Source organism: Shewanella sp. 4_MG-2023 (genome assembly GCF_030548015.1).
Taxonomy (GTDB): domain Bacteria; phylum Pseudomonadota; class Gammaproteobacteria; order Enterobacterales; family Shewanellaceae; genus Shewanella.
Map to the genome: position 1 here is coordinate 1 of NZ_JAUORL010000046.1, position 25476 is coordinate 25476.

The following is a 25476-nucleotide window of genomic DNA, read 5'->3' on the forward strand; positions in this document are numbered from 1 at the left end:
GGAGAAGGATTCGAACCTTCGAAGGCTGAGCCGTCAGATTTACAGTCTGATCCCTTTGGCCACTCGGGAACCCCTCCTCAATTGCGGCGGCAATAGTAGTCACGAATTAAATATAAGTAAAGGAAAAATCGAAAATAATGCTCAAGTATTTGTTTAAGTGGTCGATAAAATATCAACCTTGATAAATTTGATGTAAATATATGCAAATTGAGTCGCCATTAGTCAACGAACTGCAATTAGGCAATCGCCTTAATGATGCAGTTGAACACCATAGAAGGGGCGAGTTCGCGCTACTACTTTCTATGTTGTCTAATGACGCTTGCGATATGGCGCAATTTCAAGTCGATAAAAATTTATCCATTGATGAAAAATTATATAAACAGTTACATATTCCTAAACCCCAAGCATTAGTGTGCGATATATCTCAGCAACAGGCGATTAATCATGCCGGTGATTTTTATGAAAGCGGTTTAAGCCAATTTCATTTACAGCAGGCGTTAAAACCTGAAGCTGTAGTGACGCGGGGAAAATATGATGAAGATTTGCAAATCACCTTAGCGAATTGTGATCTACTGACTAAACTTAAGCACCAACAATTAGTCCCAGATACATCAGCTCTAGCGCAAAATGAATTTCTTGAGCAATTAACCATACAAAGAAAGATGAGCGAAACCCTAGCATCACAACTTTATGCCGTTGCCTAGTTAATGCAGGTGCTTAGTAAATGCCGTGGCAGTGATTAAGCCGTTACTTGAGTTAGTTGCTACTAAGCGTTAAGCGCCCGCTGGTTAGACAGCCCCAATTAGGTGTATTACTGATTGGTAATATTGTGAGGCATATAAAAATTTTATTTCAGTTTTTGGGCTATGCTGACGTTTTAATGTGTATTGATAGGTGATAAAAGTGATAAAAACGATTACTAAGCAAGAAGTACAAGTCAGTGACAACTGTAATGATTGTGGCAGCTTTGTCGATATTGGTGCTGTTATCGAAGAAGAAGATACACAACTTATCTTGCAAGTTGATGGTGAAAACTTTCAGCAAATTGCAGATGACTTAGTTAGCAAAGCCAAAGAACGTTTTAGCAATGTCAAAGTACAGCAGCAAGTAACCGAGCAAGATGTGGTGGTTACTTTTGAGTTTGACGTTACGGTAGAAAAAATGATTTTCCAATTAGAAAACGGCCTTTAATTAGTCGTTTCTATGAGGTGTTGAAGGTTACAACTTGCTGTTTTAAAATAGGAAGTGTAACCTTCATTTACCGAAGTTGAGTAAAATTCAACATCATGATTTTGATAATAACATTTTTGTAAATATCTCTTTTTAGCAACACTTCTTAACATTTTTAAAGTGTTATTAACGGCTAAGTTCCGTTATTTTAAGTAGAAAAAACCTCCACAGAAAGAGGTTTACCCGACTGTTAAGTTGTCCTTTGGGAATAATAATGAAGCAAACTGAGCAACAACATTTATTAGAGTTAATTGTAAACTCTGTCGCCAAAGAACAAGGCGACTTTAAACAGACCTCAGAGTTAGTCTGTAAATTACTACTAAAGTTTTTTAATGCTAGTAGCGTTTCAGTTATTTCATTACGTAACAAGTCACTAAAGCAAGAAATCATTGCTTGTCTGTCTGCTGATGACAGCTTAAAACAATTAATTTACCAACACCGCAACGATAATCTTGTTGCAAATGCCTACTTTGATGATATACGCCGTTACCGTCATATTGTCAGTGACAGTTCTCAAACTGACACCCGTCTGCAGGGCTTAAGTGCTTATTATAAGCAAGCCAATGTTCACGCAAATTTAGATGTTGCCATCCGTATCAATGGTCATATAGAAGGGCTATTGTGCATTGAGTTTGAACATCCTCTAAAGCTAACAAGCGATCAAATACAATTTGCTTGTCAATTTGCCGATCAATTGGCTTTAACCCTTGCCACCCGCTATGCCTACGATAAAGATGAGCGAATAACACTATTTCATAGTGCTACAGAGCAAGCTAAGCATGTATTGATGCTTATTAATCTTAAAACCCAAATTATTGAATATATAAATCCAGCTCATGAAAAAATGACTGGCCTAAGTCGCGATATTGTTCAAGATAATCAATTAGTCAGCTTAGATTTTTTTCGTGGCAAACGAGAGCTTGCTGATGAAATGACCCAAGCGTTAATCAATGGCAATGTGGTAGAAGGTGAAAGTGAGCTAACTCGTCTTGATGGCTCGAACTACTGGGTGCAGTATCAAGCCAACCGCTTTGTCACTGAGCAAGGAAACGATTACGCCTTAGTGTCATGCCTTGATGTTACTGCTCAGCGTAAAAGCAAAGAGCAGCTCGAGCATCTTGCTTGGAATTGCAGCCTCACCGGCCTGAGTAATCGCCTTCATTTTACTCAGCAATTAGAAAGGCTCTCACAAGGCACGTTGATCCTTATCGACTTAATGGGCTTTAAGCGGTTTAACGATACCAATGGTCATGAGCAAGGCGATGCCTTGTTATCCGAAGTCGCTCGACGATTAAAGCATTTTGCTAACAGCCATGATGCTATTGATGTGGCGCGAGTCGGCAGTGACGAATTTGCAATGATTTTACCGCAATTAGATGCTGCTGAATTACTCGAGAACAATATTAATAAGTTATATCAACAATTACTGGTCACCTCGGTAATTGGTCGTGAAAAAGTTGACCCTAAAGCGGCGCTAGCCATTGTTGATATAGCTGCGGTTGCAGATCAGTTTTCACCACTATCCTGTGCTGATATTGCTCTGCAGTACGCGAAAAAGAAGCCATCACTGAATTACCAAGTCTTTAATGATGACTTATTAGCAACCTTTAAAAATAACGCCGAAATAGAGCGAGATTTACAAACCGCGGTACGTAACAGGCAATTTGAACTGTATTATCAGCCACTGATGGATTTAAAAAATCATAAATTTATTGGCGCAGAAGCATTAATCCGCTGGCATCACCCCAAAAAAGGTGTGCTTTACCCGGGGGCATTTATTGATATCGCTGAACAAACCGGCATGATCACTGTCATTGGCGAATGGGTATTGGAAGCGGCCTGTAAGCAACTTAACTTATGGCAGCATAAGAATGTTGATATCGTCATGCATGTTAATGTTGCTGCAAGGCAATTTTTCAGTGGCAATTTATTTGAGCAAGTTTGGAGCTTAGTTACCCGCTACCGGATTAAACCACAAAGCTTAATTTTAGAAATTACTGAAACTGAGTTAATGGGAGATATTCGCCATGCAACCCGACTTTGCCAAGAATTAGCCGATTTAGGCGTTGGCTTAGCCATCGATGATTTTGGTACAGGTTACAGCTCTATGCGTTATTTAAAGCAGTTTCCAATTACTAAGTTAAAAATCGATCGCTCATTTATTGCCGATTTAACCACCAGTCATCAGAGCCGTGAAATTGTCAGCGCCATTATTGCTATGGCCAAGGCGTTAAATATATCCCTAACAGCAGAAGGGGTTGAAACCAAGGAGCAAGAGCTGTTCCTTGAAGATAGCTGTTGCCATCACGCACAGGGTTATTTATACAGCCCAGCCATAAGAGAAAACGAATTTTCACAGTTTATTTTTGAAAAAAATGAAGTCGTGCATTAGCACGACTTGTTGTTATTTGATGGCGTGTTAGCCTGTTAACTTCATGCAGCAGGCTTTAAATTTTTTACCACTATGGCAGATACATGGGTCATTTCGCTTTGGTAAATCCGCGTTAAATTGCTCACCAGTGGTGTAAAACCACTTAGCGTCTTCTCGAACAAATTGTGATTTTTCATAGATCGCATCGATTTCACCGTCATGATAAAACCAAGCTTTAAAGGTCACCGTTGCCGTGGCGAGCTCATCTTGTGGCTCAAAATTAATCACTTCTAATCCAAGCCATCGAGTAAGCTCAGTCCCTTGAGACAAATCATTAATAGATAGGCCGCCGCGATAGTTAGCATGATGAGTCTCGATTAAATAGGGATAGTGTTGTAATACAAAGGCGCAATAACGCGAGCGCATCAGGATCTCAGCTGTGGCTGCAACTTGAACATTACTGTGGTATGGCTTACAACAATCTTCATAAGTTGAATCACTGCCGCAGGGACAATGTATTTTAGTCGTCATAGTAGCTGTCTTTTAAATGCAATGAGTAAAAATGGGTTATAAAGTGTTGAAGGCTTATCTTTAATGGCTTAAAGCACTGATTATTAAACTGGTTAATAAGAGTTTTAAACTAGTAGCTTTAACAATTGCTATGGAATTCGATGTTCTGCTTCAACGGGTACAGAACCCACTTCAGCTTCATTTTCAACTGATATTGATTTAGCTTCAGTATTGAATTGGCGACCATAATATAAGTTAGAAATGGGTTTTGCCGAATAGTAAAGCTCAGGGTTCATTTTGGTGTTTGAATCAACAATAAACTGCCATTGATTGTTAGTATCTTTTTGTGACACAAAAACAAATTTACCTGAAAATACACTAATTTGATCGCCTGTTTCTTTTTTAGGGTGGAATCGAACCAAATAAAAGCCAACGTCAGTAGCACTATCGTTAGTTAGCTTTCTATTGATGACTCGAAAATCGACTTCAATACGGGCTTCTCTTTTAGCAATTTTTTCAAAAAAATGCTGATAAAGTTCAACTATTTGTGGTTTACCGGTAATGATACCTTGATTTGGTGTTTCAGAAAGGTACACCGCATCATCGGTATACATGGTCTCGATGATACTGATATCTAAATTTTCAAAACCTGACGCAAAAGTTTTATAGTTTTGGTTTATGATTTCGTTATCTGTCAAGGTCACAGCTTGATTGAAAAAACTGATTAATGAGAAGCAGGCAATAAAAAATATTTTATAATGAGGCATGCAATTATTTTGCTCTTAGTGATTCTAACAATAGTCATTACGACAATGGCAACACTATAAATTATTCGGTAGTGATACTAAAGTGGATAATCTTTACAAAGTGTGTAGGAACCAATAATGAATAACGATGACAGCGCACTGTTTTTAGCAGAAATGGCAGGGGTAAAACCCATTAAGGCCAGTGATAGTATTTTTAGCTTCGATTCCGACATCGCAACAGAAGCGCAATTAGCCAGACGAGCTGCTGCAGCGCAGAATGAGTACATTAGTAAACTTACTGTAGATCCGATGATGATTAGTGCGGTAAAACCAGAAGACATGGTGAGTTACAAGCTTGATGGGGTTCAAGATGAAGTGTTTAGTCATCTGAGGCTTGGTAAATATAAATATCAAACAGTGGTTGATTTACATGTTTATCGCTTAGCTCAAGCGCGGGAATACCTTATCGAGGCGATTATCAAAGCACATCATCGTGGTGAGCGTAATATTTTGGTTATTCACGGTAAAGGCTTTAAAAGTAAGCCATACCCAGGGTTAATGAAATCAGCAGTATGCCAATGGTTGATGCAGTTAGACGAAGTGCAAGCCTATCATTCTGCTACTCGTACTCAGGGTGGCACCGGTGCAGTATTTGTTATGCTGGTTAAATCCGCTCAGCAACGAATTGAGGCAAGTGAAACTAATCGTAAAGGAAGCGGTTTTAGGTAGTCTATATTATCGGCATCACATAGCGTTATTACCCTTATAACAAGGCCTACTCACTAAAACAGTCAGTGGGCCTATTTGTTATTGGCAGTTCATTTAAAACAGCTAACGATGAGTTACCAACCGCATTGACGGTTTTGTTGGCTATTTTGCTTATCTAACCACACTTGTAATGGCGCAAAATAATCGAGTACCGCTTTAGCATCCATGTTTTTAGTGCCAGTGACGATATTTAACGCTTCAGGCCACGGCTGACTTAAACCTGACTCAAGCATTTGATTAAGCTTATCTCCGGCGTCTTTATTACCATAAATACTACAACGGTGCACTGGGCCTTCATTACCGGCGATCTCACATAATGCTTTATGGAACTGGAATTGAAGTACGTGGGCTAAAAAGTAGCGTGTGTAAGGAACATTGCCAGGGACGTGATATTTAGCGCCCGGATCAAAGTCTGCTTCAGTACGTGCTATAGGCGCTTTAACGCCTTGGTATTTTTCACGTAAATCCCACCAAGCTTGGTTATATTGAGCTGGGCTAATTTCGCCATTAAATACTTTCCAGCGCCATTGATCGATCATCAAACCAAATGGCATGAAGGCAATTTTATCAAGGGCTTGACGCAGTAACAGTCCGATGTCTTTTGATTCATCAGGCACTTCATCTAATAGACCGATTTGTTTGAGGTAACTCGGCGTAATTGATAGCGCAATCGTGTCACCAATGGCTTCATGGAAACCGTCGTTTGCAGAACCTTTAAATAGGTGAGGTTGGTTTTTATAAGCGCGCTGATAATAGTTGTGACCTAATTCATGATGAATAACGGTAAAGTCTTCGGCGGTTTTTTGAATACACATTTTAATGCGAATATCGTCTTCGTTATCTAGATCCCAAGCTGAAGCATGACAAACGACATCGCGATCTTTAGGTTGCACAAATAATGAGCGAGTCCAAAATGTTTCTGGTAGCGCTTCAAAGCCTAATGATGAGAAAAAACCTTCAGCTTGCTTAACCATTTTAATTTCATCATAGTTATTGGCCGCTAAAAGCTCGGTAACATTGTAGCCAGGATCTGCATCATCAGGGGCGACAGTATTGTAAATGGTTCCCCATTGCTGAGCCCACATATTACCCAATAGATGCGCAGGAATAGGACCATTATCTGGTGCTACCTCGTCTCCATATTGCTGATTTAGTTCGCCACGGACATAACAATGTAGTGAATCATATAAAGGTTTAATATCACCCCAAAGTCGGTCTAATTCGGCTGAAAACGCCTCAGGCTCCATATCATATTGACTACGCCAAAGTTCTGATAAATCGCTAAAGCCTAAATCTTGCGCGCCTTCATTAGCCAGCTCAACTTCACGTTTAAATAATGGACGCATAGGTTTGGCTATTTCACGCCATCCTTGCCATGCTTCTAATAGCACCGCAGGATCTTGAGATTCAGCCATCAAATTTGATAATTCTGGCTGGGTTAAGCAGCGACCATCGGCAAAACAGTATTTCCCTTTACCGTATAAGCCATTCAGTTCTGAGCTAATTTGTGCAAGCTCAGCGTTTTTAGCAGGATCTAATGGCGCAGGTAATACCAAGCTACTTCGTAAAATATGTAACTTGCGGGCGTTAACAGGATCTAATTCGACCTTGGCATATTTAGCCGCTTCGGTGGCAAAGCCAACTGACATCGAAGTCATTTTTTCACTAATTGCAGCAGAAAGCGCAGCAGTATCTTCAGTGATAAAATTGCTATAAACCCATTCGGTGCGTGCGCCTTCTACAGAGAGTTTGGCCAACTGTGCTTCAGCATCATTAATAAATGCGATTGCTGAAGCGCTATCAATTTTGGTTGTTTTTTCATTTGATTGGCTAGCTGGTGGCAGAGGATTTGTGGTGGTTAAATTAATCTCTTCATCCATTTGTTGGCAGGCTGAAAGGCCAAGCGCCATTGAAATAACAACAGCGATAGTAGACGGTTGTTTAAAAGTTAACTTCATCTTACAGGTTTCCTTATTTTTATTTTCGACGACAGTTTACATAATTAACTTAAATATTGCATTTTAGTTGCAACTTGGCGTGCAAAGGGTTAGTGCTATTGTGTTGAGATGTAATAGCTACAAGAAATTAGATTGACAACTGTGCGCTCAATGTTTAATTTAAACGAGTGTTTTAATTGATTTGGGTCATGGAATGGCAGGCAGAACAGATACAAAAACAAGAATATTAGATGCTGCTGAAAAACTTTTCGCTGAGAGGGGCTTTTCAGAAACATCTTTACGTCTAATTACTAGCAAAGCCGAAGTTAATTTAGCTTCAGTTAATTATCATTTTGGTTCAAAGAAAGAGCTGATTAGAGCCGTATTAGCACGCTATTTAGATGTGTTCATGCCAAGTGCAGCTGCTGAAATAGATAGATTATTTAAAAATCCACAACTAGCTAATTTGAATGAGATATTTTCATCTCTAATTAATCCATTATTGGAATTAAACCAAGTAAGGCAGGGTGGAACAACGATATTTCTGCAATTGTTAGGTCGTGGTTATATCGAAAGTCAGGGCCATTTAAGGTGGTTTATCACCACGCATTATGGTGATTATTTAAAAGTTTTCGTTAAAGCGGTATCAGAAAGTGCGCCGCATATTCCGCCTGCAGAAATGTTTTGGCGACTACACTTTACCTTAGGGACCATAGTATTCACCATGGCTTCAGCTGATGCACTTAACGAAATTGCAGAAGCTGATTATGGTGAACATAATGATACTGAAGCAATCATTCGTAAGGTGATTCCATATATGGCCGCTGGTGTTTCAGTGCCAATTTTAGCTAAGTAATAAGGGATTAACATGACTGTCGTTATACTGGTTTTAATAGCACTTGCTGTGTTATTTGGTGTGCGTAATTTAAGGATGCGATTTATCACGCGTCCGGTTTTTTCGTTTTTTAAGAAAGTACTTCCGCCATTATCTAGTACTGAAAAAGAGGCGATGGAAGCGGGTGATGTGTGGTGGGAAGGTGAATTGTTTGGCGGAAATCCAAACTGGAACACGCTTCACAATTACGGTAAACCCCAATTAACAGCAGCTGAGCAAGACTTTATCAATAACCAAGTGCAAACAGCGCTGAGTATGATTGATGATTATGACATTGTTCACAACCGCAAAGACTTACCACCTGAGTTATGGGATTACTTCAAAAAAGAAGGTTTTTTTGCATTAATTATTCCCACTAAATTTGGTGGTCGAGAGTTTTCTGCCTACGCCAACTCAACCATTGTCAGTAAAATTGCCTCTCGCAGCATTAGTGCGGCCGTTACGGTTATGGTTCCTAACTCTTTAGGCCCTGGTGAGTTATTAACTCATTATGGTACTGAAGAGCAAAAACAGCGTTGGTTACCTGCGTTAGCTAATGGTGATGAGCTACCGTGTTTTGCGTTAACTGGCCCAGAGGCGGGATCAGACGCTGGTGCAATACCTGATACTGGTATTGTGTGTCGCCGCGAATTTAATGGTGAAGAAGTATTAGGTTTAAGTCTTACTTGGGATAAACGTTACATTACCTTGGCACCTGTAGCTACAGTGCTTGGTCTTGCATTTCAAATGCGTGACCCTGAGGGCTTATTAGGTGATACGGTTAATCTTGGTATTACCTGTGCGTTAATTCCAACCGATCATCCCGGTGTTGAAATTGGTCGTCGTCATAATCCATTGATGATGGCCTTTATGAACGGCACCACAAGTGGTGAAGATGTATTCATTCCACTGGATTGGATTATTGGCGGCCCTCAGTTTGCGGGTAAAGGCTGGAGAATGCTGGTTGAGTGTTTATCTGCCGGCCGTGGTATTTCATTGCCAGCATTGGCAACTGCATCGGGTCATATGGCCACTAAAACCACAACAGCTTATAGTTATGTAAGACAGCAGTTCGGTATGCCAATTGGTAAATTTGAAGGTGTACAAGAAGCGCTAGCGCGTATTATCGCTAACACTTATCAATTAGAAGCGGCCAGATGTTTAACCACCACCGGTATTGATTTAAAAGTGAAACCATCGGTGGTTACCGCGATTGCTAAATATCACATGACTGAATTAGGTCGAGATGTGGTAGAAGATGCGATGGATATTCAGTCTGGTAAAGGTATTCAGTTAGGGTCGAAAAACTATCTCGGTCATGCTTATATGGCCAGTCCTATTTCTATCACTGTTGAAGGGGCGAATATTTTGACCCGTTCGCTGATGATTTTTGGTCAAGGGGCAACACGCTGTCATCCTTATGTATTGGCTGAAATGGAAACTGCGGCGATGGAAGATCAAAAAGCAGCCATTAACCGTTTCGATTCATTATTAATGGGCCATATGACTTATGCTATTCGAAATGGCGTCATGGCTTTCTTTAATGCATTAACAGCCAGTAAAACCAATTCATCGCCAGTTAGTGGTACCACTCAGCAATATTATCGTGATATGAGCCGTATCTCGGCAGCTTTAGCGATAATGACTGATTTAGCTATGTTGGTCATGGGCGGTGATTTAAAACGTAAAGAGATGATCTCAGCGCGTATGGGCGATGTGCTAAGTCAATTATACCTAGCATCAGCAACCTTAAAGCTGTTTGAAGATAATGGCCGTCAACAAGATGATTTACCGGCAGTGCATTATGTTATGACTGAAAGATTACATCTTGCCGCTAAAGCATTGGAAGAGGCTATTCGTAACTTCCCAAATAAGTTTGTTAGCGTATTGCTTAGAGTGATCATATTTCCATTAGGTAATCACTTTAATGCGCCAACTGACAAACAAGCAACGACCTTAGCAGATGGTTTCATGCAACCTTCGCCAGCAAGAGATAGGTTAACTTTCTTATGTGCTGATTTTGACGGAGATAGCAGCGGCATTGCTGAAGTTGAGCAAGCATTTACAGCTAAATATGCTTGTAAAGGTTTGTACTCTCGCCTTAAGAAAGCCCAAAAAGCGGGGACTCTTGATGCGAAACAGCCAATGGTTGACTTGTTTAACCAAGCTTTAGCCAATGACGTGATTAATCAAGCAGAGCTTGAGCAGCTACTTGATGCCAATGAAAAGCGCTTAGCTGCGATTCATGTCAATGATTTTGAAAGCCTATAATCGAAAGTTAACTGACGTTTGACTGTAACGGTCTAGCGTTACCTGAGGTTTGAATGTTAAACAAGTAATGTTTATGCCTTGGGTACTGTTAGCCTGAAATAATGACGACACACAATTTTCTAAATCAAAACACACATATTTAGCACATAAAAAAACCACCTAATCAGGTGGTTTTTTATTAGCTATTTGAAGCAATTAACTCATATTAAGCAACAACAAGTACTTTACAAGTGTTAGTGCCACCAACAGTTTCCATTGCATCGCCTTTAGTCATTAATACCATGTCACCTGATTTAAGGTAACCAGCAGCTGCAACCGCTTTTAACGCTTCTGATGCTAATGCATCAGCTGGGAAAGCTGTAGAATCAAACTGAACTGGCATAACGCCACGGAATAAAGCTAATTTTGCTAAGGTCTTTTGATGACGAGACAGTGCGAAAATTGGTAATGCAGAGCTGATGCGCGACATTAACTTGGTGGTTTCGCCTGATTCAGTCAAGCTGATGATAGCTTTAACACCTTTTAAATGGTTTGCAGCATACATAGTTGAAAGGGCAATGGTTTCTTCAATAGTATCGAATGTTTCGTTCATTCTATGCTTAGAAGACATCACTGATGGATGCTGTTCTGCACCAGCACAAACATTGCTCATTGCTAACACAGTTTCTTCAGGGAAGTCACCGGCAGCAGTTTCAGCTGAAAGCATCACAGCGTCAGTGCCATCTAGTACGGCGTTCGCTACGTCCATAACTTCAGCACGAGTTGGCATAGGGCTTGAAATCATTGATTCCATCATTTGAGTTGCAGTAATCACAACTTTGTTCAATTGACGTGAACGACGGATAAGTTTCTTTTGTACTGCAACCAATGCAGCATCGCCAATTTCAACACCTAAGTCACCACGTGCAACCATTACCGCGTCAGATGCTTTAATGACATCGTCCATCGCTTCATCAGTACCAACAGCTTCTGCACGTTCTACTTTTGATACAATAAGTGCAAAACTGCCCGCATCTTCAGCAAGCTTACGTGCTAAATCTAAATCAGCGCCAGTACGTGGGAAAGAAACGGCTAAGTAATCAACCTGAATTTGCGCAGCCGTTAAAATATCTGCTTTGTCTTTTTCAGTTAGTGCAGGGGCTGTTAATCCGCCGCCTTTTTTGTTGATGCCTTTATTATTAGATAAAGGACCCGCAACAGTAACACTAGTGAAAACTTTACGACCTTCTACAGATTCAACTTTAAGCTGAACACGGCCGTCATCAAGCATAAGAATGTCACCTATGACAACGTCATTTGGCAATTCTTTATAATCGATACCAACTTGTTTCTCGTCACCTTCACCTTTAGCAAGATCTGCATCTAAAATGAAAGTATCACCTAAATTCAACTGAATTTTTTTGTTATCTTTAAAGGTAGATACACGAATTTTGGGGCCTTGCAAATCACCTAATACAGCTACGTGAACACCTAACTCTTTTGCAATATTGCGAGCGTCAGTAGCACGTTTAAGATGATCTTCTGGTGAGCCGTGTGAGAAGTTAAGACGTACAACATTTGCACCAGCGGCAATGATTTTACGTAGGTTATCATCGCGGTCGGTTGCAGGTCCAAGTGTCGTAACGATTTTAGTTCTGCGGAACATAGGATACTCCGTTAATTTAAAAGAAAAAGAATTCGGTACTAAATATTATGGACTTATATTAACAGAGATTTTCGAATTATGTAGGAAAGTTACGAACAAAAAGATCGTTTTTGAGATATATATCTGTGACTGAGTCGTATAAATTCAATAAAAAAGGCCGAACAGGTAATATTGTTCGGCCTTTCGGACAGGTAATTATTTAGTAATAATTAGATGGTAAGATCTTTATTTATCCGAGATTCTTTCAATACTTCTTTAACACGTTTTAGATTATCGCGAAAACGCGGGCCTCTTCTCAAGGTAAAGCCTGTGGCTAACACATCAATAGTAACCAGCTGTGCTAAACGTGAAGCCATAGGTAAATACATGTCAGTATCTTCTGGCACTTCCATGGTCACCGGCAACGTACATTCGTGAGACAGTGGCGAGTTACGAGCAGTAATCCCAATCACCGCAGCGCCATTTTCACGGGCAATTCGGGCTATTTCGATTAATGATTTAGTACGGCCAGTGTGGGATATAAGCACCACAACATCACCTTCATCGCAGCCAATACAGCTCATACGTTGCATTAATACATCATCAAAACAAATGACCGGTACGTTAAAACGGAAGAACTTATTTTGCGCATCGTGAGCAACTGATGAGGATGCTCCCAGGCCAAAAAACGATATTGTTTTAGCTTGCGTTAAAATATCTACGGCTTTATTGACTGCAACCACATCAAGGCTTTGACGGGCAGTATCAAGGGATGCCATTGAAGATTCGAAGATTTTTGTTGTATAGGATTCAGGAGAATCATCTTCTTCAACATGGCGGCTTACATAAGGTGTACCGTTAGCAAGACTTTGGGCCAAATGTAACTTAAAATCAGGGAAGCCCTTAGTATCAAGTCTGCGACAAAAACGGTTCACAGTGGGTTCGCTGACGTCAGCCATTTTGGCAAGCGTTGCAATACTAGAGTGAATCGCCGTTTGCGGAGAAGAGAGAATGACCTCTGCAACTTTTCGCTCTGACTTACTAAATTGTGTAAGGCTTTTTTGCACCTTCTCAAGGGTATTCATAAGTAATTGTCCGCTAAAATGGATGATGTAATTTTATATCATAAATTACAATTTAGGAGGAAATGAAGTAATTTTCATACCTCTAAAAACGATTATAAGCCGTTTTGTTTTATTTTTTGTAACTAATCTATGATAGTAAAGTAATTTAACAACTAAAATACTATCAGGTTTTATGTGAAAAAGGCTAGATGTAACCAATATCAATAATTGTAAAATTATAATGCACAAATTTAATTCTGTTGTTATATTACAACAAAAGTGTGCTTTTATTCACTGGCAACTAAAAATGGTTTGCCTGTGAACACGCATAATAAAGGAGTATTTTAAGCAATGAGTAACTCATCAATAGGCGCCAAGGCTTGCGACTTTGTACTTTTTGGCACCAAAGGCGATTTAGCACGCCGTAAGTTGTTACCTTCTCTCTATCAGCTTGATAAAGCGAATCTATTAGATAAAGACACCAAAGTTATTGGTGTCGCTAAAGATGCCTTTACTCAAGAAGAGTTCATTGAACTTGTCAATAAAGCATTAAACACTTTTGTAAAGGACGAGTTATGTGAAGAGACCCTCGCTCGCTTTATTGCTCGTTGTCATTATATCGGTACTAATTTTACCGATTCTGAAGGCTACAAAGCTTTCCATGGTCTTTTAGAGCCAACTAAGCGTGTAATGGTCAGCTATTTCGCCACGCCTCCATCAATCTTTGGTGAAATCTGTCGTTGTCTTAATGAGCAAAACCTTATTCATTCAGATACCCGCATCGTGCTTGAAAAGCCAATCGGCACTTGTCTTGCGTCATCTAAAGTCATTAATGACAAAGTTTCTGAATTCTTCAATGAAAATCAAGTTTACCGAATCGACCACTATTTAGGTAAAGAGACGGTTCAAAACCTCATCGCACTGCGCTTTGCGAATTCATTGTTTGCCTCTAAGTGGGATAACCGCACAATTGATCATGTACAAATCACCGTTGCTGAAGAAGTCGGTATTGAAGGTCGTTGGGGATACTTTGATACTGCAGGTCAAATGCGTGACATGATTCAAAACCATTTACTGCAAGTTCTAACGCTTGTTGCAATGGACCCACCAGTGAACTTAGATGCTGATAGTATTCGTGATGAAAAAGTAAAAGTACTTAAATCACTACGTCCTATTACCCCTAATAACGTATTTGAAAATACGGTTCGCGGTCAATATTCTAATGGTTATCTGAAAGGCTCTCCTGTTCCTGGTTATCTAGAAGAAGAGGGCGCCAATGTTAAATCCAACACAGAAACCTTCGTAGCGCTTCGTGTTGATATCGATAATTGGCGCTGGGCTGGCGTACCATTCTACTTACGTAGTGGTAAACGTATGCCATTCAAGAGCAGTGAGATTGTGGTTTATTTCAAAAACCCACCACATAACTTATATCGCGACACCATGCGTAACTTGCCACCAAACAAACTGACTATTCGTTTACAGCCCCATGAAGGTGTTGAAATCCAAATGATGAATAAAGTCCCTGGTTTGGAAGAAAAGCAACGCATTCAAACCACAAAACTTGATTTGAGTTTCACTGACACCTTTAAAAACGAACGCATTGCCGATGCTTACGAGCGTTTGCTACTTGAAGCCATGCTAGGTAATCAAGCACTGTTCGTTCGTCGTGATGAAGTTGAGCAAGCCTGGACTTGGGTCGATGGCATCATCAACTCTTGGGAAAATGGCGGCGAGAAGCCTAAGCCATATCCAGCAGGTACATGGGGCCCTGTGGCTTCAGTTGCTTTAATCACTAAAGATGGTCGTTCTTGGGACGAGTAAGGAAATATTATGATTAAAGAATCTGTATTTAAAGCATTTGCAACCCCAGCGGATCTCGAAACCAAATTAGCTGACAAAATTGCCAGTCAGTTGCAGGATGCGGTTGATAGCCGTGGTAAAGCAAGCCTTGTTGTTTCAGGTGGCTCGACACCGCTTAAATTATTTCAATTACTAAGCAATAAAGCGATCGACTGGAGTGATGTTTATATCACACTTGCCGATGAACGTTGGGTAGATGCAGAAGCTGCAGATTCTAACGAGCGCTTAGTAAGAGCACATTTATTACAAAATCGCGCAGCAAGTGCCAAATTCCGTGGTTTAAAGAATATGTTTGATAGCCCTGAAAAGGGCTGTGACATGACGATTGAGTCTCTGGCTAACTTCCCTAAACCATTTGATGTTGTGGTATTAGGCATGGGTACAGATGGCCACACTTGTTCGTGGTTCCCTTGCAGTAAAGAATTAGAAAACGCTTTTACGACTGATTTACTTTGCGCAGCCGTTAATCCAACGACTGCTCCACATGCACGTATTACCTTATCTAAAGGTGCCATTTTAAACAGTCGCCAGATTTATCTGCATTTAGTAGGTGAGTCAAAACTATCCGTATATCGCCAAGCTTTGGAAAGCGACGATGTGAATGCAATGCCAATTAGAGCCGTATTAGCGCAGCGTAAAACGCCCGTTGATGTGTTTTATAGCGCGTAAAGGAGTTAACCATGCACTCAGTAGTTCAAGCTGTTACCGATCGAATTATCGCTCGTAGCCAAGATTCACGTAAAAAATATCTCGAAGCATTAAACGATGCTCGCGCCAAAGGCGTACATCGTAGTGCATTAAGCTGTGGTAACTTAGCCCACGGTTTTGCGGCTTGTAAGCCAGATGATAAAGACTCTTTACGTCAATTAACCAAAGCGAATATCGGTATTGTGACGGCATTTAACGACATGTTATCTGCTCATCAGCCATATGAAGATTACCCAAATTTCATTAAAAAAGCCTGCCAAGAAGTCGGTAGTGTTGCTCAAGTTGCTGCGGGCGTTCCGGCAATGTGTGACGGTGTGACCCAAGGCCAACCTGGCATGGAGCTTAGCTTACTGAGTCGTGAAGTAATTGCTATGTCAACGGCGGTGGGTTTATCTCACAACATGTTTGACGGTGCCTTATTATTAGGTATTTGCGACAAGATTGTTCCGGGTTTATTGATTGGCGCGTTAAGTTTTGGTCATTTACCAATGATGTTTGTGCCAGCAGGTCCAATGAAATCTGGTATTCCAAACAAAGAAAAAGCCCGTGTACGTCAACAATTTGCACAAGGTAAAGTTGATAGAGCGGCATTGTTAGAAGCTGAATCAAGCTCTTATCACAGTGCGGGTACTTGTACTTTCTACGGTACTGCTAACTCTAATCAGTTAATGCTTGAAATGATGGGGCTACAGCTTCCTGGTTCTTCGTTTGTGAATCCTGATGATCCACTACGTGATGAACTAACCGCAATGGCAGCTAAACAAGTGTGTCGTTTAACCGAAATGGGCACCCAATACACCCCAATCGGTGAGATTGTAAATGAAAAATCAGTGGTTAATGGCATTGTAGGCATCCTTGCAACAGGTGGTTCTACCAACCTGACTATGCACATTGTTGCTGCCGCGCGCGCAGCTGGCATCATTGTCAACTGGGACGATTTTTCAGATTTATCTGATTGCGTACCGTTAATGGCCAAGGTTTATCCAAATGGACATGCTGATATTAACCATTTCCACGCCGCAGGCGGCATGGCATTTTTAGTCAAAGAATTGCTAGATGCAGGGCTTATCCATGAGGATGTCAACACTGTAGCGGGCTTTGGTTTACGTAAATATACCCAAGAGCCGCGCATTATTGATGGCAAGTTAACTTGGGTTGATGGGCCAACAGAAAGTTTAGACAAAGAAGTGTTAACTCACATCGACACACCTTTTCAAAATAACGGCGGTCTAAAATTACTTAAAGGTAACCTTGGTCGTTCGGTGATCAAAGTATCAGCAGTGCCTGCAGCTAACAGAATTGTTGAAGGCCCAGCGGTTGTGATTGACGACCAAAACAAGCTTGATGCAATTTTCCAAGCAGGTGGTTTAGACCGAGATTGTGTTGTGGTGGTAAAAGGCCAAGGCCCGAAAGCTAACGGTATGCCAGAGTTACATAAACTCACGCCATATTTAGGTACATTACAAGATAAGGGCTTCAAAGTGGCGCTTGTTACAGATGGCCGTATGTCTGGCGCGTCAGGCAAAGTGCCTGCAGCGATTCACTTAACGCCAGAAGCATTAGATGGTGGCCTTATCGCTAAGGTTGAAGATGGCGACATGATCCGTGTCAATGCTGATACCGGCGAGCTAAGTTTACTGGTGGATGAAGCCACTTTAACTGCACGTGTAGCAGGGAAAGTAGATCTACATCACTCAAGTTATGGCATGGGCCGTGAATTATTCGGTGCTTTACGAAATAGTTTAAGCAGCCCAGAAACAGGCGCTCGTAGTACCAGTGCCATTGACGAAATTTATTAATTAAAAGGAAGATACTCGAATGCTTGAGAATAACTGGACGTTACAGCCACAAGATATTTTTAAACGCAGCCCGATTGTTCCTGTAATGGTTATCAATAAAATTGAGCATGCAGTACCGTTAGCTAAAGCATTAGTAGCGGGCGGCATCAGTGTTTTAGAAGTCACTTTACGCACAGAATGTGCTTTAGAAGCCATTGCATTGATTGCTAAAGAAGTCCCAGAGGCGTTAGTGGGGGCAGGTACTATTTTAAATGAATTGCAACTGCAGCAAGCTGTAGATGCGGGTTCACAATTTATTATTACGCCAGGTGCTACCGTTGACCTGTTAAAAGCAGCTAAGCGTGGTAATGTGCCGTTAATTCCAGGTGTTGCGAGCATCTCAGAAGTCATGGCGGGGATGGAGTTGGGTTACACCCATTTTAAATTCTTCCCAGCTGAAGCGTCTGGCGGCGTTAATGCACTGAAAGCCTTCTCGGGTCCATTGGCGAATATTCGTTTTTGTCCAACAGGCGGTATTACGCCGACAAGTTATAAAAATTACTTAGCATTAGCTAATGTTGATTGTATTGGTGGTAGCTGGATAGCACCTACTGATGCAATGGAACAAGAAGATTGGGGTCGTATTACCCAGCTCTGTAAAGATGCCATCGGCGCTTTATAACCCGAGCGTTTAACTAACGATTAATAAAAGCCACTTTCGAGTGGTTTTTTTGTTTTTAAAATAAGTCCGATCATCAATTTTATAGTGTATAAATTAATACTGGTGAATTAACATTATAAAAATGGACACTTCTTTAAATGGACAAGTACCAGCAAACGGTAAACGTATTTGACAAAGCAGCTGATAAATATCAGCAAAAATACATGGATTGTGCCTTATATGCTGATAGTCTTAATCGTTTTGCTGCGTTAATAGACACTCAATTCAACATTGAATCTAGTTCTAAATCGGCATTTAAAACAGAAACGGGTATTTCTGTATACGATATCGGTTGCGGACCAGGTAACGCCAGTTTGTATTTGCAACAAGCATTAGCTCAGCAACGAAATGTCCCGATAAATATCAGTGGAATAGATTTATCTACGGCGATGATAACGATTGCCAAGCAGCAAAACCCGACGGGGAAATTTGAGGTTAACGATATCCGGCAGATATCTGTTTCTAACGATAAATTTAATGTACTGCTGTGCTCATTTTGTCTGCCGTATTTAGCAAAAAGCGATATAGCGCCTTTTATTGAATCTTTAGCTAAGGTATCCACAGCACAAGCGTTAGTCTATATCGGTTTTATGCAAGCTGATTACAGTCAATCATGTGTGCAGGAATCTGCTGAGGGTGACAAATTACATATGTATTTTTATCAACCTGAATTTATAGCGTCTTTGCTCTGCCAATATGATTTTGAAATTGTCACCAGCTTTACCCAAGATCATATCGTCGATGGTCAGAAGATTGCCACTGATAGGTTTTTATTTGCTAAGAAAACAGTGTTAATTAAGGAGTGATCGAATGCGAACATGGCCATTAGCTTCCAAAATCCCTTTTATTAGTCTGCTAGTTCTATCGTTTGCCTGGTTTTTATTTTATCAAAACGATATGTGGATTAATGATTATGGCGCAGCAAAATTCGATTGGTTGTTACTCATTGACGCTGCTATCATTTTACCCATAATTTGCTTTTTGTGTATCAAATCTACCAAGTTAGCACTCGTTAAGGCACTCGGTTATTTTGCTATTTTAATACTGCTTGGCAGTTATATTATTCCCTCAGAGCAACAAATATTATGGCCTTATTTAGCTCAGATCCGTTACCTGTTACTGACGGTATTTGTATTAATTGAGGTATTTTCAATTACCTGCGTGATATTTGCCATAAAAACGGCGCTTAAATCAGGAGTTGATCCTGATATTGCAATTAAGCAGCCAATTAGTGCTTTATTTGGTAATAACTTGGTAGCCGATATCATGATTTTTGAAGCCAGAGTTTGGAGCTTCTTTTTGTGTGGCCATTTAATCAAACCGTCAACATATCACGGTGATTCACAATTTAGTTATCATCATAAAGATGGTAATCAGTCTAACGCGCTAGGATTTATAATGATGATAATGTTTGAAATACCGCTGATGCATTTACTGGTTCATTTTATGTTTTCAGCGTTCAGCGCTAATGTGGTAACGGCATTAACCTTGGTGAGTTTAGTATTCTTTATTGCTGAATACCGTGCTATGTCACGCAGACCGATCACAATAGAGACTTGTGCAGCCTCATTAGTCACTGATAATTACAACCCAAACACTCAAGCTGAGCTTGGCCTCGCAGATTTAAATTCAGGCTCAGGAGCAAGCGTCATAATTCAGAATAAATTACATATTCGCTACGGAGTGTTTAATAGCTTTAGCATTGATTTAAGTAATATTAAAACTGTCGAACCCAACAAATTAGCCATTCGACGTGCTGAAACGATAAAACGCTTTAACTTTTCTGGCGCTCCCAATGTCAAACTAACCTTAGTTGAGCCTATTAAAGGTATTGATAGTGTATATATTGGAGTCGATCAACCAGATGCGCTTATTGGTGAACTAACACTAGGTCTCGTTAAACCAAATTGCTGACACTAGGCCAATATAATGGCTGTTATTGACCATATATAGTTTCAGCTTAACGTGCGCAGCTGTATTTGCTGCATATGATTATTAAAGTGCATTACATGGGCAAGGGCGTAGTCTTGTTTACTGAGCTTGCCATAAGCAAAGTGGGGCTGTAAATGACCGTTATATTGCTGAAAATCTACGAGCGATTGTTGCAACCTTTTGAGGGCTAGCAAATAATCAGCCTGCTTTGAAATTAAAGGTGCACCGGGTATGACTTCAGCAAGGTTATGAGTCATCTTGCCTTTAGCACTGAATAAAGCAAATGCGCTAGCCCCAATAGTGTGTTTAAAAATCTCTGCTTTTTGCTGGGGATAACCTGTCATTGAATACTCAACACTTTGGGCGCAATGAGTAAAAATTTGGTTTAAATCCCAACCTGCTGATGTCGTGCTTAAAGTAGCCTTTGCTGCTTGCTCTGGGTTGTTGCCAATGACGGCTGCAGCAAGCAATTGCGCTATTTGAGATAATATATTATCTATAGTCAATGGCCGAGGTGCTGGGGTGATGCTAAACCAAGTCACTGTACCTGCAATTGTCACACCAGCGCCAACCACGGCACTGCCTTTTACCAAAGCTGTTAAAAACGCTCTTCTGTCCATGGTTATCCTTGTTGGGCTTTGTGAGTAGCAGACTAAAATTACGCCAGCTGTTAATTTTGCCTTGCTGTTTCACTGATTTAAAATCAAGTTTTAAGGTAGGGAAATAGCTGTAGCGTTTGTTCAATAATATCGACTTTATGGCCTTTTTCTAAATACACTGCATAAATTTCTCGAGAAAAAACCGGCGCATCTTCGACAATAAAAAGTCTATTGCTTTCAATATATTCAAACGCCATTTGTCTTGGCAGGTATGCGCAGCCACCGACATCCAATAAAAAATTAAGTGCAATCCTTGGTTGGTTCATCGAGTGTTTTGCTGGCGGTGAGTCTTGAAAGCTGCGGCGAAATTGACTATTAATCGACTCACCGTAGTCCACCATAATGTAGTTTGCTAATGTCGACTTTTGACTGTCTGAGTTCGCTTCAGTGCTCACAAGATATAATGGCACAGTCGCGACTTTGGTGATGACAAGTCCTTCTACGTAAGGTGGCTCAAATAAGAAAGCCACATCTATCACACGGCTTAATAAACTTTTTGTTAATTCAACGGGCGATAGGGTACTGGTTAATAAACTCATCCCTTCGATATTGAGGTGAATTTTAGTTAGCCAGCCTTGAAGTACAATATCCCAAATGGACATGATGGAACCTATGGCCAGTTGGTGGTTATCACCGTCAGCTATGCCCACATCTTGTTTAGTCTTTTGCCACATCAATAACAGCTCATTGGCGTGCTTAATTAAGCGGTTTCCTTCTGGTGTTAATTTAAGGTGTTTTTTACTGCGATCAAACAGTAACACCCCTAAATCCTCTTCTAAAAGCTTGATTCTGGCACTGACAGCAGACTGGGTGATAAACAAATTTTCGGCAGCGACTCTAAAATGTAGTGTACGACTGACTTCTAAAAATGTTTTTAATAATTCTATTTTCATCAAACTCCTTAAAAGCTGTGATTAATTTTTTTGATTAAACACATCAAAAATTAACGTTTTATTTATCAGCTATATCTTAATACACTCAGCGAATTACAGCACCTTTGTGCAGCAAAAGAACCACATTAAGGACATTTTATGAGGATCGCGATTCTATCAAGAAACCCAAAGCTATATTCAACTCGTCGTCTAAAAGAGGCAGGTGAAGCCATGGGCCATACGGTTGATATTATTGATACATTACATTGCTACATGGATATTACCAGCAGTAAGCCAACCTTACGTTACGATGGTAAAGAGTTACCTGTATATGATGCGGTGATCCCGCGTATTGGGGCGTCGGTAACATTTTACGGTACTGCAGTGGCCAGGCAGTTTGAGATGATGGGAACATTTAACATCAATGAATCTGTCGCCATTAGCCGCTCACGAGATAAATTACGTTCATTGCAATTATTATCCCGTAAAGGCATTGGGCTACCACGTACCGGTTTTGCTAATAAGCCTGACAACATTAAAGATTTAATTAAAAATGTTGGTGGCGCGCCTGTTGTGATTAAGCTACTAGAAGGCACTCAAGGTATCGGGGTGGTTCTTGCTGATACCGCCAAAGCTGCTGAAGCCATTATCGAAGCTTTTATGGGATTAAAAGCCAATATTTTGGTACAAGAGTTTGTTAAAGAGGCTGGCGGCGCCGATATTCGTTGTTTAGTGGTTGGTGGTAAAGTGGTCGCAGCAATGAAACGTCAAGGCGCCGAAGGTGAGTTTCGTTCCAACTTACATCGTGGTGGCTCAGCTGAAGTGGTTAAGTTATCTAAAGAAGAACGTGAAACAGCAATCAATGCTGCCAAAATTATGGGACTGAATTTGTGCGGTGTTGATTTACTGCGCTCACAAAATGGTCCTATGGTTATGGAGGTTAATTCATCGCCAGGTCTTGAAGGTATTGAAAAAGCCACAGGTAAAGATGTTGCCGCTATGGTGTTTGAGTTTATTGAAAAAAATGCTAAACCCCATAACAACAAAACACGTGGGAAAGGCTAATTAAGGCTTCATTATGGAAAAATTAATTATTGGCGATTTTACCATTTTACCCGGTGAACAACGCAAAATAGAGCTGCCGGTAGCAAAGTTATATACCGATGCTGATGTTTCTTTACCCGTACATATTATCCGTGCCAAAAAAACGGGGCCGACAATATTTATCAGCGCGGCGGTACATGGTGATGAATTAAATGGCATTGAAATTATACGAAGGCTAATTAAACAAAATAAATTTAAGATTATTTCAGGAACCCTCATAGCTGTACCGATGGTCAATGTTTATGGGGTGGTGAATCAAAGCCGCTACATGCCAGATAGACGGGATTTGAATCGCTGTTTCCCTGGCTCTGCCAAAGGCTCATTAGCTGGACGGGTGGCACATATATTTCTTAATGAAATCGTCAGCCATTGCGATTACGGTATTGATTTACATACTGGTGCAATACACAGGTCTAATTTTCCGCAAATTAGAGCGGATATGAATGATGAGGAAACCAAATTACTTGCCGAAGTGTTTGGCGTGCCGGTTATTTTAAATTCAAACCTAGTGGATGGTTCTTTAAGGGAGTCAGCTGTTAAGAATGAAACCAAAATCCTCTTGTATGAAGCAGGTGAAGCGCTAAGATTTGATGAGTTTTCAATACGTGCAGGCATGAAAGGCATTTTAAATGTGTTGCAGCACTTAGGCATGATTAGAAAATCATCATCAAAAGCAAAGAAAAAGCGCGCCCCATTTATCGCCAACGGCAGTCAGTGGGTACGTGCCAATGCCAGTGGGATTGTGCATAACATTGCTAATTTGGGTGAACAAATTACTAAAGGGCAAGTTTTGGCTGAAATTGGTAGCCCCTATGGCGAAGTGATTGACTCGGTGATAGCATCACGCTCTGGCATATTAATCGGTAAACAAAACATACCGCTAGTGCAAGAAGGTGAAGCCATGTTTCATATTGCTTACTTTAGCGAAAATGATGAAAAAATTGCTGAACACATTGAAAATGTTCAAGAACAACTATTACCAGATTCTGTAAATTAATGAGTTTCGATATGAAAAATAAAACGATTATTGGCAACTTAGAGTATATCGCGCTACCTAAATTGGGTATCACCGAGTTACAAGTACGTGTGGATACAGGGGCTAAAACTTCGTCTTTACATGTAGATAATATTAAAAAGGTGCTGATAGATGGCGAGCATTGTGTCTCGTTTGATATTCACCCAGATTCACATAATGTTGATACGGTAAAAAGCTGCCATGCTCCTATTAGTGATATCCGTAAAATTAAGTCATCTAATGGCACCTCGGAGCAACGTTATGTGATTAAAACGCCAGTAGTTCTTGGGCAACAAAAGTGGTCGATTGAAATTACCCTTACCGATCGCTCAGACATGAGTTATTTAATGCTATTTGGTCGTGAAGCTTTAGGTACACGGTTTTTAGTGGATCCGTCAGCGGTATATTTAGGATCTTGAATCTAAATATGAATTCAGGTTTAGTAATAACGACGAGGTGCAATAATGGATTTCGTACAAGTTGAACAATGGCTAAATTTGACAGTGTTTACTGTTGCACAACAGCCAATTACCTTAGGTGGGTTATTGATCATTCCGGTGATCATAATTGTCGGTTTGTTCATCACTAAATTGCTAGTAAAACTGATCACTAAGCGGTTAACGTCTAAAAAGACTGACCCTAATATTATCCATCTGTTGCAACGTATATTGTATGTCATCGCCATTGCAATATTATTAATTACTTCGCTTGATTTAATTAATGTGCCCATTACCGCATTTGCATTTTTGTCCGGTGCCATTGCAATCGGTTTTGGTTTTGGCGCGCAAAACATTATTAACAACTTCATTAGTGGTTGGATATTAATGTGGGAACGCCCCATTAAAATTGGTGATTTTCTTGAAGTTGAAGGTGCTAAAGGCATAGTCGAAGCCATTAATAATCGTTCGACTCGTATAAGACGGGTTGATGGCGTTCACTTGTTGATCCCCAATAGCACGTTATTAGAAAACACTGTGGTGAATTGGACACTAGTTGATAATTTAGTCAGGTCAAATGTGCGGGTTGGCGTAGCTTATGGGACTAAGGCAAGAGTTGTCGCAGATTTGTTATATGAAGCAACTATCTCACAAAAAGAGGTATTAATTGAGCCTAAACCTGTGGTGAGTTTTGAAGACTTTGGTGACAACGCGCTAATATTTGAAGTTAACTTTTGGATTAACTCCACTGTAGAAGGGGGGTTAAGGGTGACGCGAAGTAATATTCGTTTTGCACTGGATGAATTATTAGAGCAAAACAATATTGTGGTGGCATATCCACAACGTGATGTGCATCTGGATGGCTCACTGACACTAATAAAGCAAAGGTAAACAGTAAATTATTAAATAAAAATACGAGGGTGTAACAGATTCTGTGTAACTGCAATTTAGTTAATATGCTTCACAATTCTGTCTTCGAACTCAATAATAAA

23 protein-coding genes are annotated in these 25476 nt (G+C 40.4%); 16 read left to right on the top strand and 7 right to left on the bottom strand.

Going from position 1 to position 25476, the window contains the following annotated elements:
• Window positions 1-200 precede the first annotated feature (200 nt).
• From Q4546_RS18000 to Q4546_RS18010, 3 genes are all read left to right on the top strand, one after another.
• A complete protein-coding gene (locus Q4546_RS18000) occupies window positions 201-704 on the top strand; it encodes a VC2046/SO_2500 family protein (RefSeq protein WP_102435556.1) in 504 nt (167 codons plus the stop codon).
• Window positions 705-903: 199 nt separating this feature from the next.
• Window positions 904-1191 carry a DUF406 family protein gene (locus tag Q4546_RS18005; protein WP_102435554.1) on the top strand — a complete coding sequence of 96 codons (288 nt, stop codon included), beginning with the start codon at window positions 904-906 and terminating at the stop codon, window positions 1189-1191.
• 253 nt (window positions 1192-1444) lie between these two features.
• Window positions 1445-3622 carry a bifunctional diguanylate cyclase/phosphodiesterase gene (locus Q4546_RS18010; RefSeq protein WP_303446767.1) on the top strand — a complete coding sequence of 726 codons (2178 nt, stop codon included), beginning with the start codon at window positions 1445-1447 and terminating at the stop codon, window positions 3620-3622.
• Window positions 3623-3649: 27 nt separating this feature from the next.
• Here the strand turns inward: Q4546_RS18010 and Q4546_RS18015 are convergent, their stop codons facing one another.
• Window positions 3650-4132 (bottom strand): YchJ family protein, encoded by a 483-nt coding sequence (locus Q4546_RS18015; protein WP_303446768.1) that lies wholly within the window; start codon window positions 4130-4132, stop codon window positions 3650-3652.
• A 128-nt stretch (window positions 4133-4260) separates the two neighbouring features.
• Window positions 4261-4809, bottom strand: a complete 549-nt coding sequence (locus tag Q4546_RS18020) for a nuclear transport factor 2 family protein (RefSeq protein ID WP_241900987.1) — start codon at window positions 4807-4809, stop codon at window positions 4261-4263.
• 186 nt (window positions 4810-4995) lie between these two features.
• On the opposite strand from Q4546_RS18020, the gene smrA reads away from it, so the two are divergent.
• The gene (smrA, locus tag Q4546_RS18025) at window positions 4996-5586 is read left to right on the top strand and encodes a DNA endonuclease SmrA (protein ID WP_102435546.1); all 591 of its coding nucleotides are present in this window, start codon (window positions 4996-4998) and stop codon (window positions 5584-5586) included.
• A 113-nt stretch (window positions 5587-5699) separates the two neighbouring features.
• On the opposite strand, the gene Q4546_RS18030 is transcribed toward smrA, so the two are convergent.
• The gene (locus tag Q4546_RS18030) at window positions 5700-7583 is read right to left on the bottom strand and encodes a M2 family metallopeptidase (protein ID WP_102531115.1); all 1884 of its coding nucleotides are present in this window, start codon (window positions 7581-7583) and stop codon (window positions 5700-5702) included.
• Window positions 7584-7776: 193 nt separating this feature from the next.
• Between Q4546_RS18030 and Q4546_RS18035 the strand changes: the two genes are divergently transcribed.
• Both Q4546_RS18035 and Q4546_RS18040 read left to right on the top strand, forming a co-directional pair.
• Window positions 7777-8418 (top strand): TetR/AcrR family transcriptional regulator, encoded by a 642-nt coding sequence (locus Q4546_RS18035; protein WP_076541009.1) that lies wholly within the window; start codon window positions 7777-7779, stop codon window positions 8416-8418.
• 12 nt (window positions 8419-8430) lie between these two features.
• Window positions 8431-10707 carry an acyl-CoA dehydrogenase gene (locus Q4546_RS18040; protein ID WP_102435542.1) on the top strand — a complete coding sequence of 759 codons (2277 nt, stop codon included), beginning with the start codon at window positions 8431-8433 and terminating at the stop codon, window positions 10705-10707.
• Between the two features lie 205 nt (window positions 10708-10912).
• Here the strand turns inward: Q4546_RS18040 and pyk are convergent, their stop codons facing one another.
• Both pyk and Q4546_RS18050 read right to left on the bottom strand, forming a co-directional pair.
• Entirely contained in the window at window positions 10913-12352 is a 1440-nt protein-coding gene (pyk, locus tag Q4546_RS18045; protein WP_102435540.1) for a pyruvate kinase, read from the bottom strand.
• Between the two features lie 209 nt (window positions 12353-12561).
• Window positions 12562-13416 carry a MurR/RpiR family transcriptional regulator gene (locus Q4546_RS18050; RefSeq protein WP_102435538.1) on the bottom strand — a complete coding sequence of 285 codons (855 nt, stop codon included), beginning with the start codon at window positions 13414-13416 and terminating at the stop codon, window positions 12562-12564.
• A gap of 330 nt (window positions 13417-13746) precedes the next feature.
• On the opposite strand from Q4546_RS18050, the gene zwf reads away from it, so the two are divergent.
• The 6 genes from zwf to Q4546_RS18080 all read left to right on the top strand — a co-directional run bounded on the left by zwf (window position 13747) and on the right by Q4546_RS18080 (window position 20379).
• Window positions 13747-15219 carry a glucose-6-phosphate dehydrogenase gene (gene zwf / locus Q4546_RS18055; protein ID WP_303446771.1) on the top strand — a complete coding sequence of 491 codons (1473 nt, stop codon included), beginning with the start codon at window positions 13747-13749 and terminating at the stop codon, window positions 15217-15219.
• Window positions 15220-15228: 9 nt separating this feature from the next.
• Window positions 15229-15927 carry a 6-phosphogluconolactonase gene (pgl, locus tag Q4546_RS18060; protein ID WP_102531116.1) on the top strand — a complete coding sequence of 233 codons (699 nt, stop codon included), beginning with the start codon at window positions 15229-15231 and terminating at the stop codon, window positions 15925-15927.
• Between the two features lie 11 nt (window positions 15928-15938).
• Entirely contained in the window at window positions 15939-17765 is a 1827-nt protein-coding gene (gene edd / locus Q4546_RS18065) for a phosphogluconate dehydratase (RefSeq protein ID WP_303446772.1), read from the top strand.
• 19 nt (window positions 17766-17784) lie between these two features.
• Window positions 17785-18426, top strand: a complete 642-nt coding sequence (locus Q4546_RS18070; protein WP_102435530.1) for a bifunctional 4-hydroxy-2-oxoglutarate aldolase/2-dehydro-3-deoxy-phosphogluconate aldolase — start codon at window positions 17785-17787, stop codon at window positions 18424-18426.
• A gap of 137 nt (window positions 18427-18563) precedes the next feature.
• A complete protein-coding gene (locus Q4546_RS18075) occupies window positions 18564-19271 on the top strand; it encodes a class I SAM-dependent methyltransferase (protein WP_303446773.1) in 708 nt (235 codons plus the stop codon).
• Window positions 19272-19275: 4 nt separating this feature from the next.
• Window positions 19276-20379 (top strand): hypothetical protein, encoded by a 1104-nt coding sequence (locus tag Q4546_RS18080; RefSeq protein ID WP_303446775.1) that lies wholly within the window; start codon window positions 19276-19278, stop codon window positions 20377-20379.
• A gap of 41 nt (window positions 20380-20420) precedes the next feature.
• On the opposite strand, the gene Q4546_RS18085 is transcribed toward Q4546_RS18080, so the two are convergent.
• Both Q4546_RS18085 and Q4546_RS18090 read right to left on the bottom strand, forming a co-directional pair.
• Window positions 20421-21017, bottom strand: coding sequence for a DUF1569 domain-containing protein (locus Q4546_RS18085; RefSeq protein ID WP_102476741.1), 597 nt, complete (start codon window positions 21015-21017; stop codon window positions 20421-20423).
• A gap of 83 nt (window positions 21018-21100) precedes the next feature.
• Window positions 21101-21949: a LysR family transcriptional regulator gene (locus Q4546_RS18090; protein WP_303446776.1), complete on the bottom strand. Its 849-nt coding sequence runs from the start codon at window positions 21947-21949 to the stop codon at window positions 21101-21103.
• A gap of 138 nt (window positions 21950-22087) precedes the next feature.
• Between Q4546_RS18090 and rimK the strand changes: the two genes are divergently transcribed.
• Genes rimK through Q4546_RS18110 form a run of 4 tightly spaced genes read left to right on the top strand, consistent with a single transcriptional unit; the run spans window position 22088 to window position 25375 of the window.
• Window positions 22088-22993, top strand: coding sequence for a 30S ribosomal protein S6--L-glutamate ligase (gene rimK / locus Q4546_RS18095; protein ID WP_303446777.1), 906 nt, complete (start codon window positions 22088-22090; stop codon window positions 22991-22993).
• Between the two features lie 13 nt (window positions 22994-23006).
• The gene (locus Q4546_RS18100; protein WP_303446778.1) at window positions 23007-24029 is read left to right on the top strand and encodes a succinylglutamate desuccinylase/aspartoacylase family protein; all 1023 of its coding nucleotides are present in this window, start codon (window positions 23007-23009) and stop codon (window positions 24027-24029) included.
• Window positions 24030-24040: 11 nt separating this feature from the next.
• Window positions 24041-24466 (top strand): RimK/LysX family protein, encoded by a 426-nt coding sequence (locus tag Q4546_RS18105; protein WP_102435517.1) that lies wholly within the window; start codon window positions 24041-24043, stop codon window positions 24464-24466.
• Between the two features lie 45 nt (window positions 24467-24511).
• Window positions 24512-25375, top strand: a complete 864-nt coding sequence (locus Q4546_RS18110) for a mechanosensitive ion channel family protein (RefSeq protein ID WP_303446779.1) — start codon at window positions 24512-24514, stop codon at window positions 25373-25375.
• Window positions 25376-25476 lie beyond the last annotated feature (101 nt).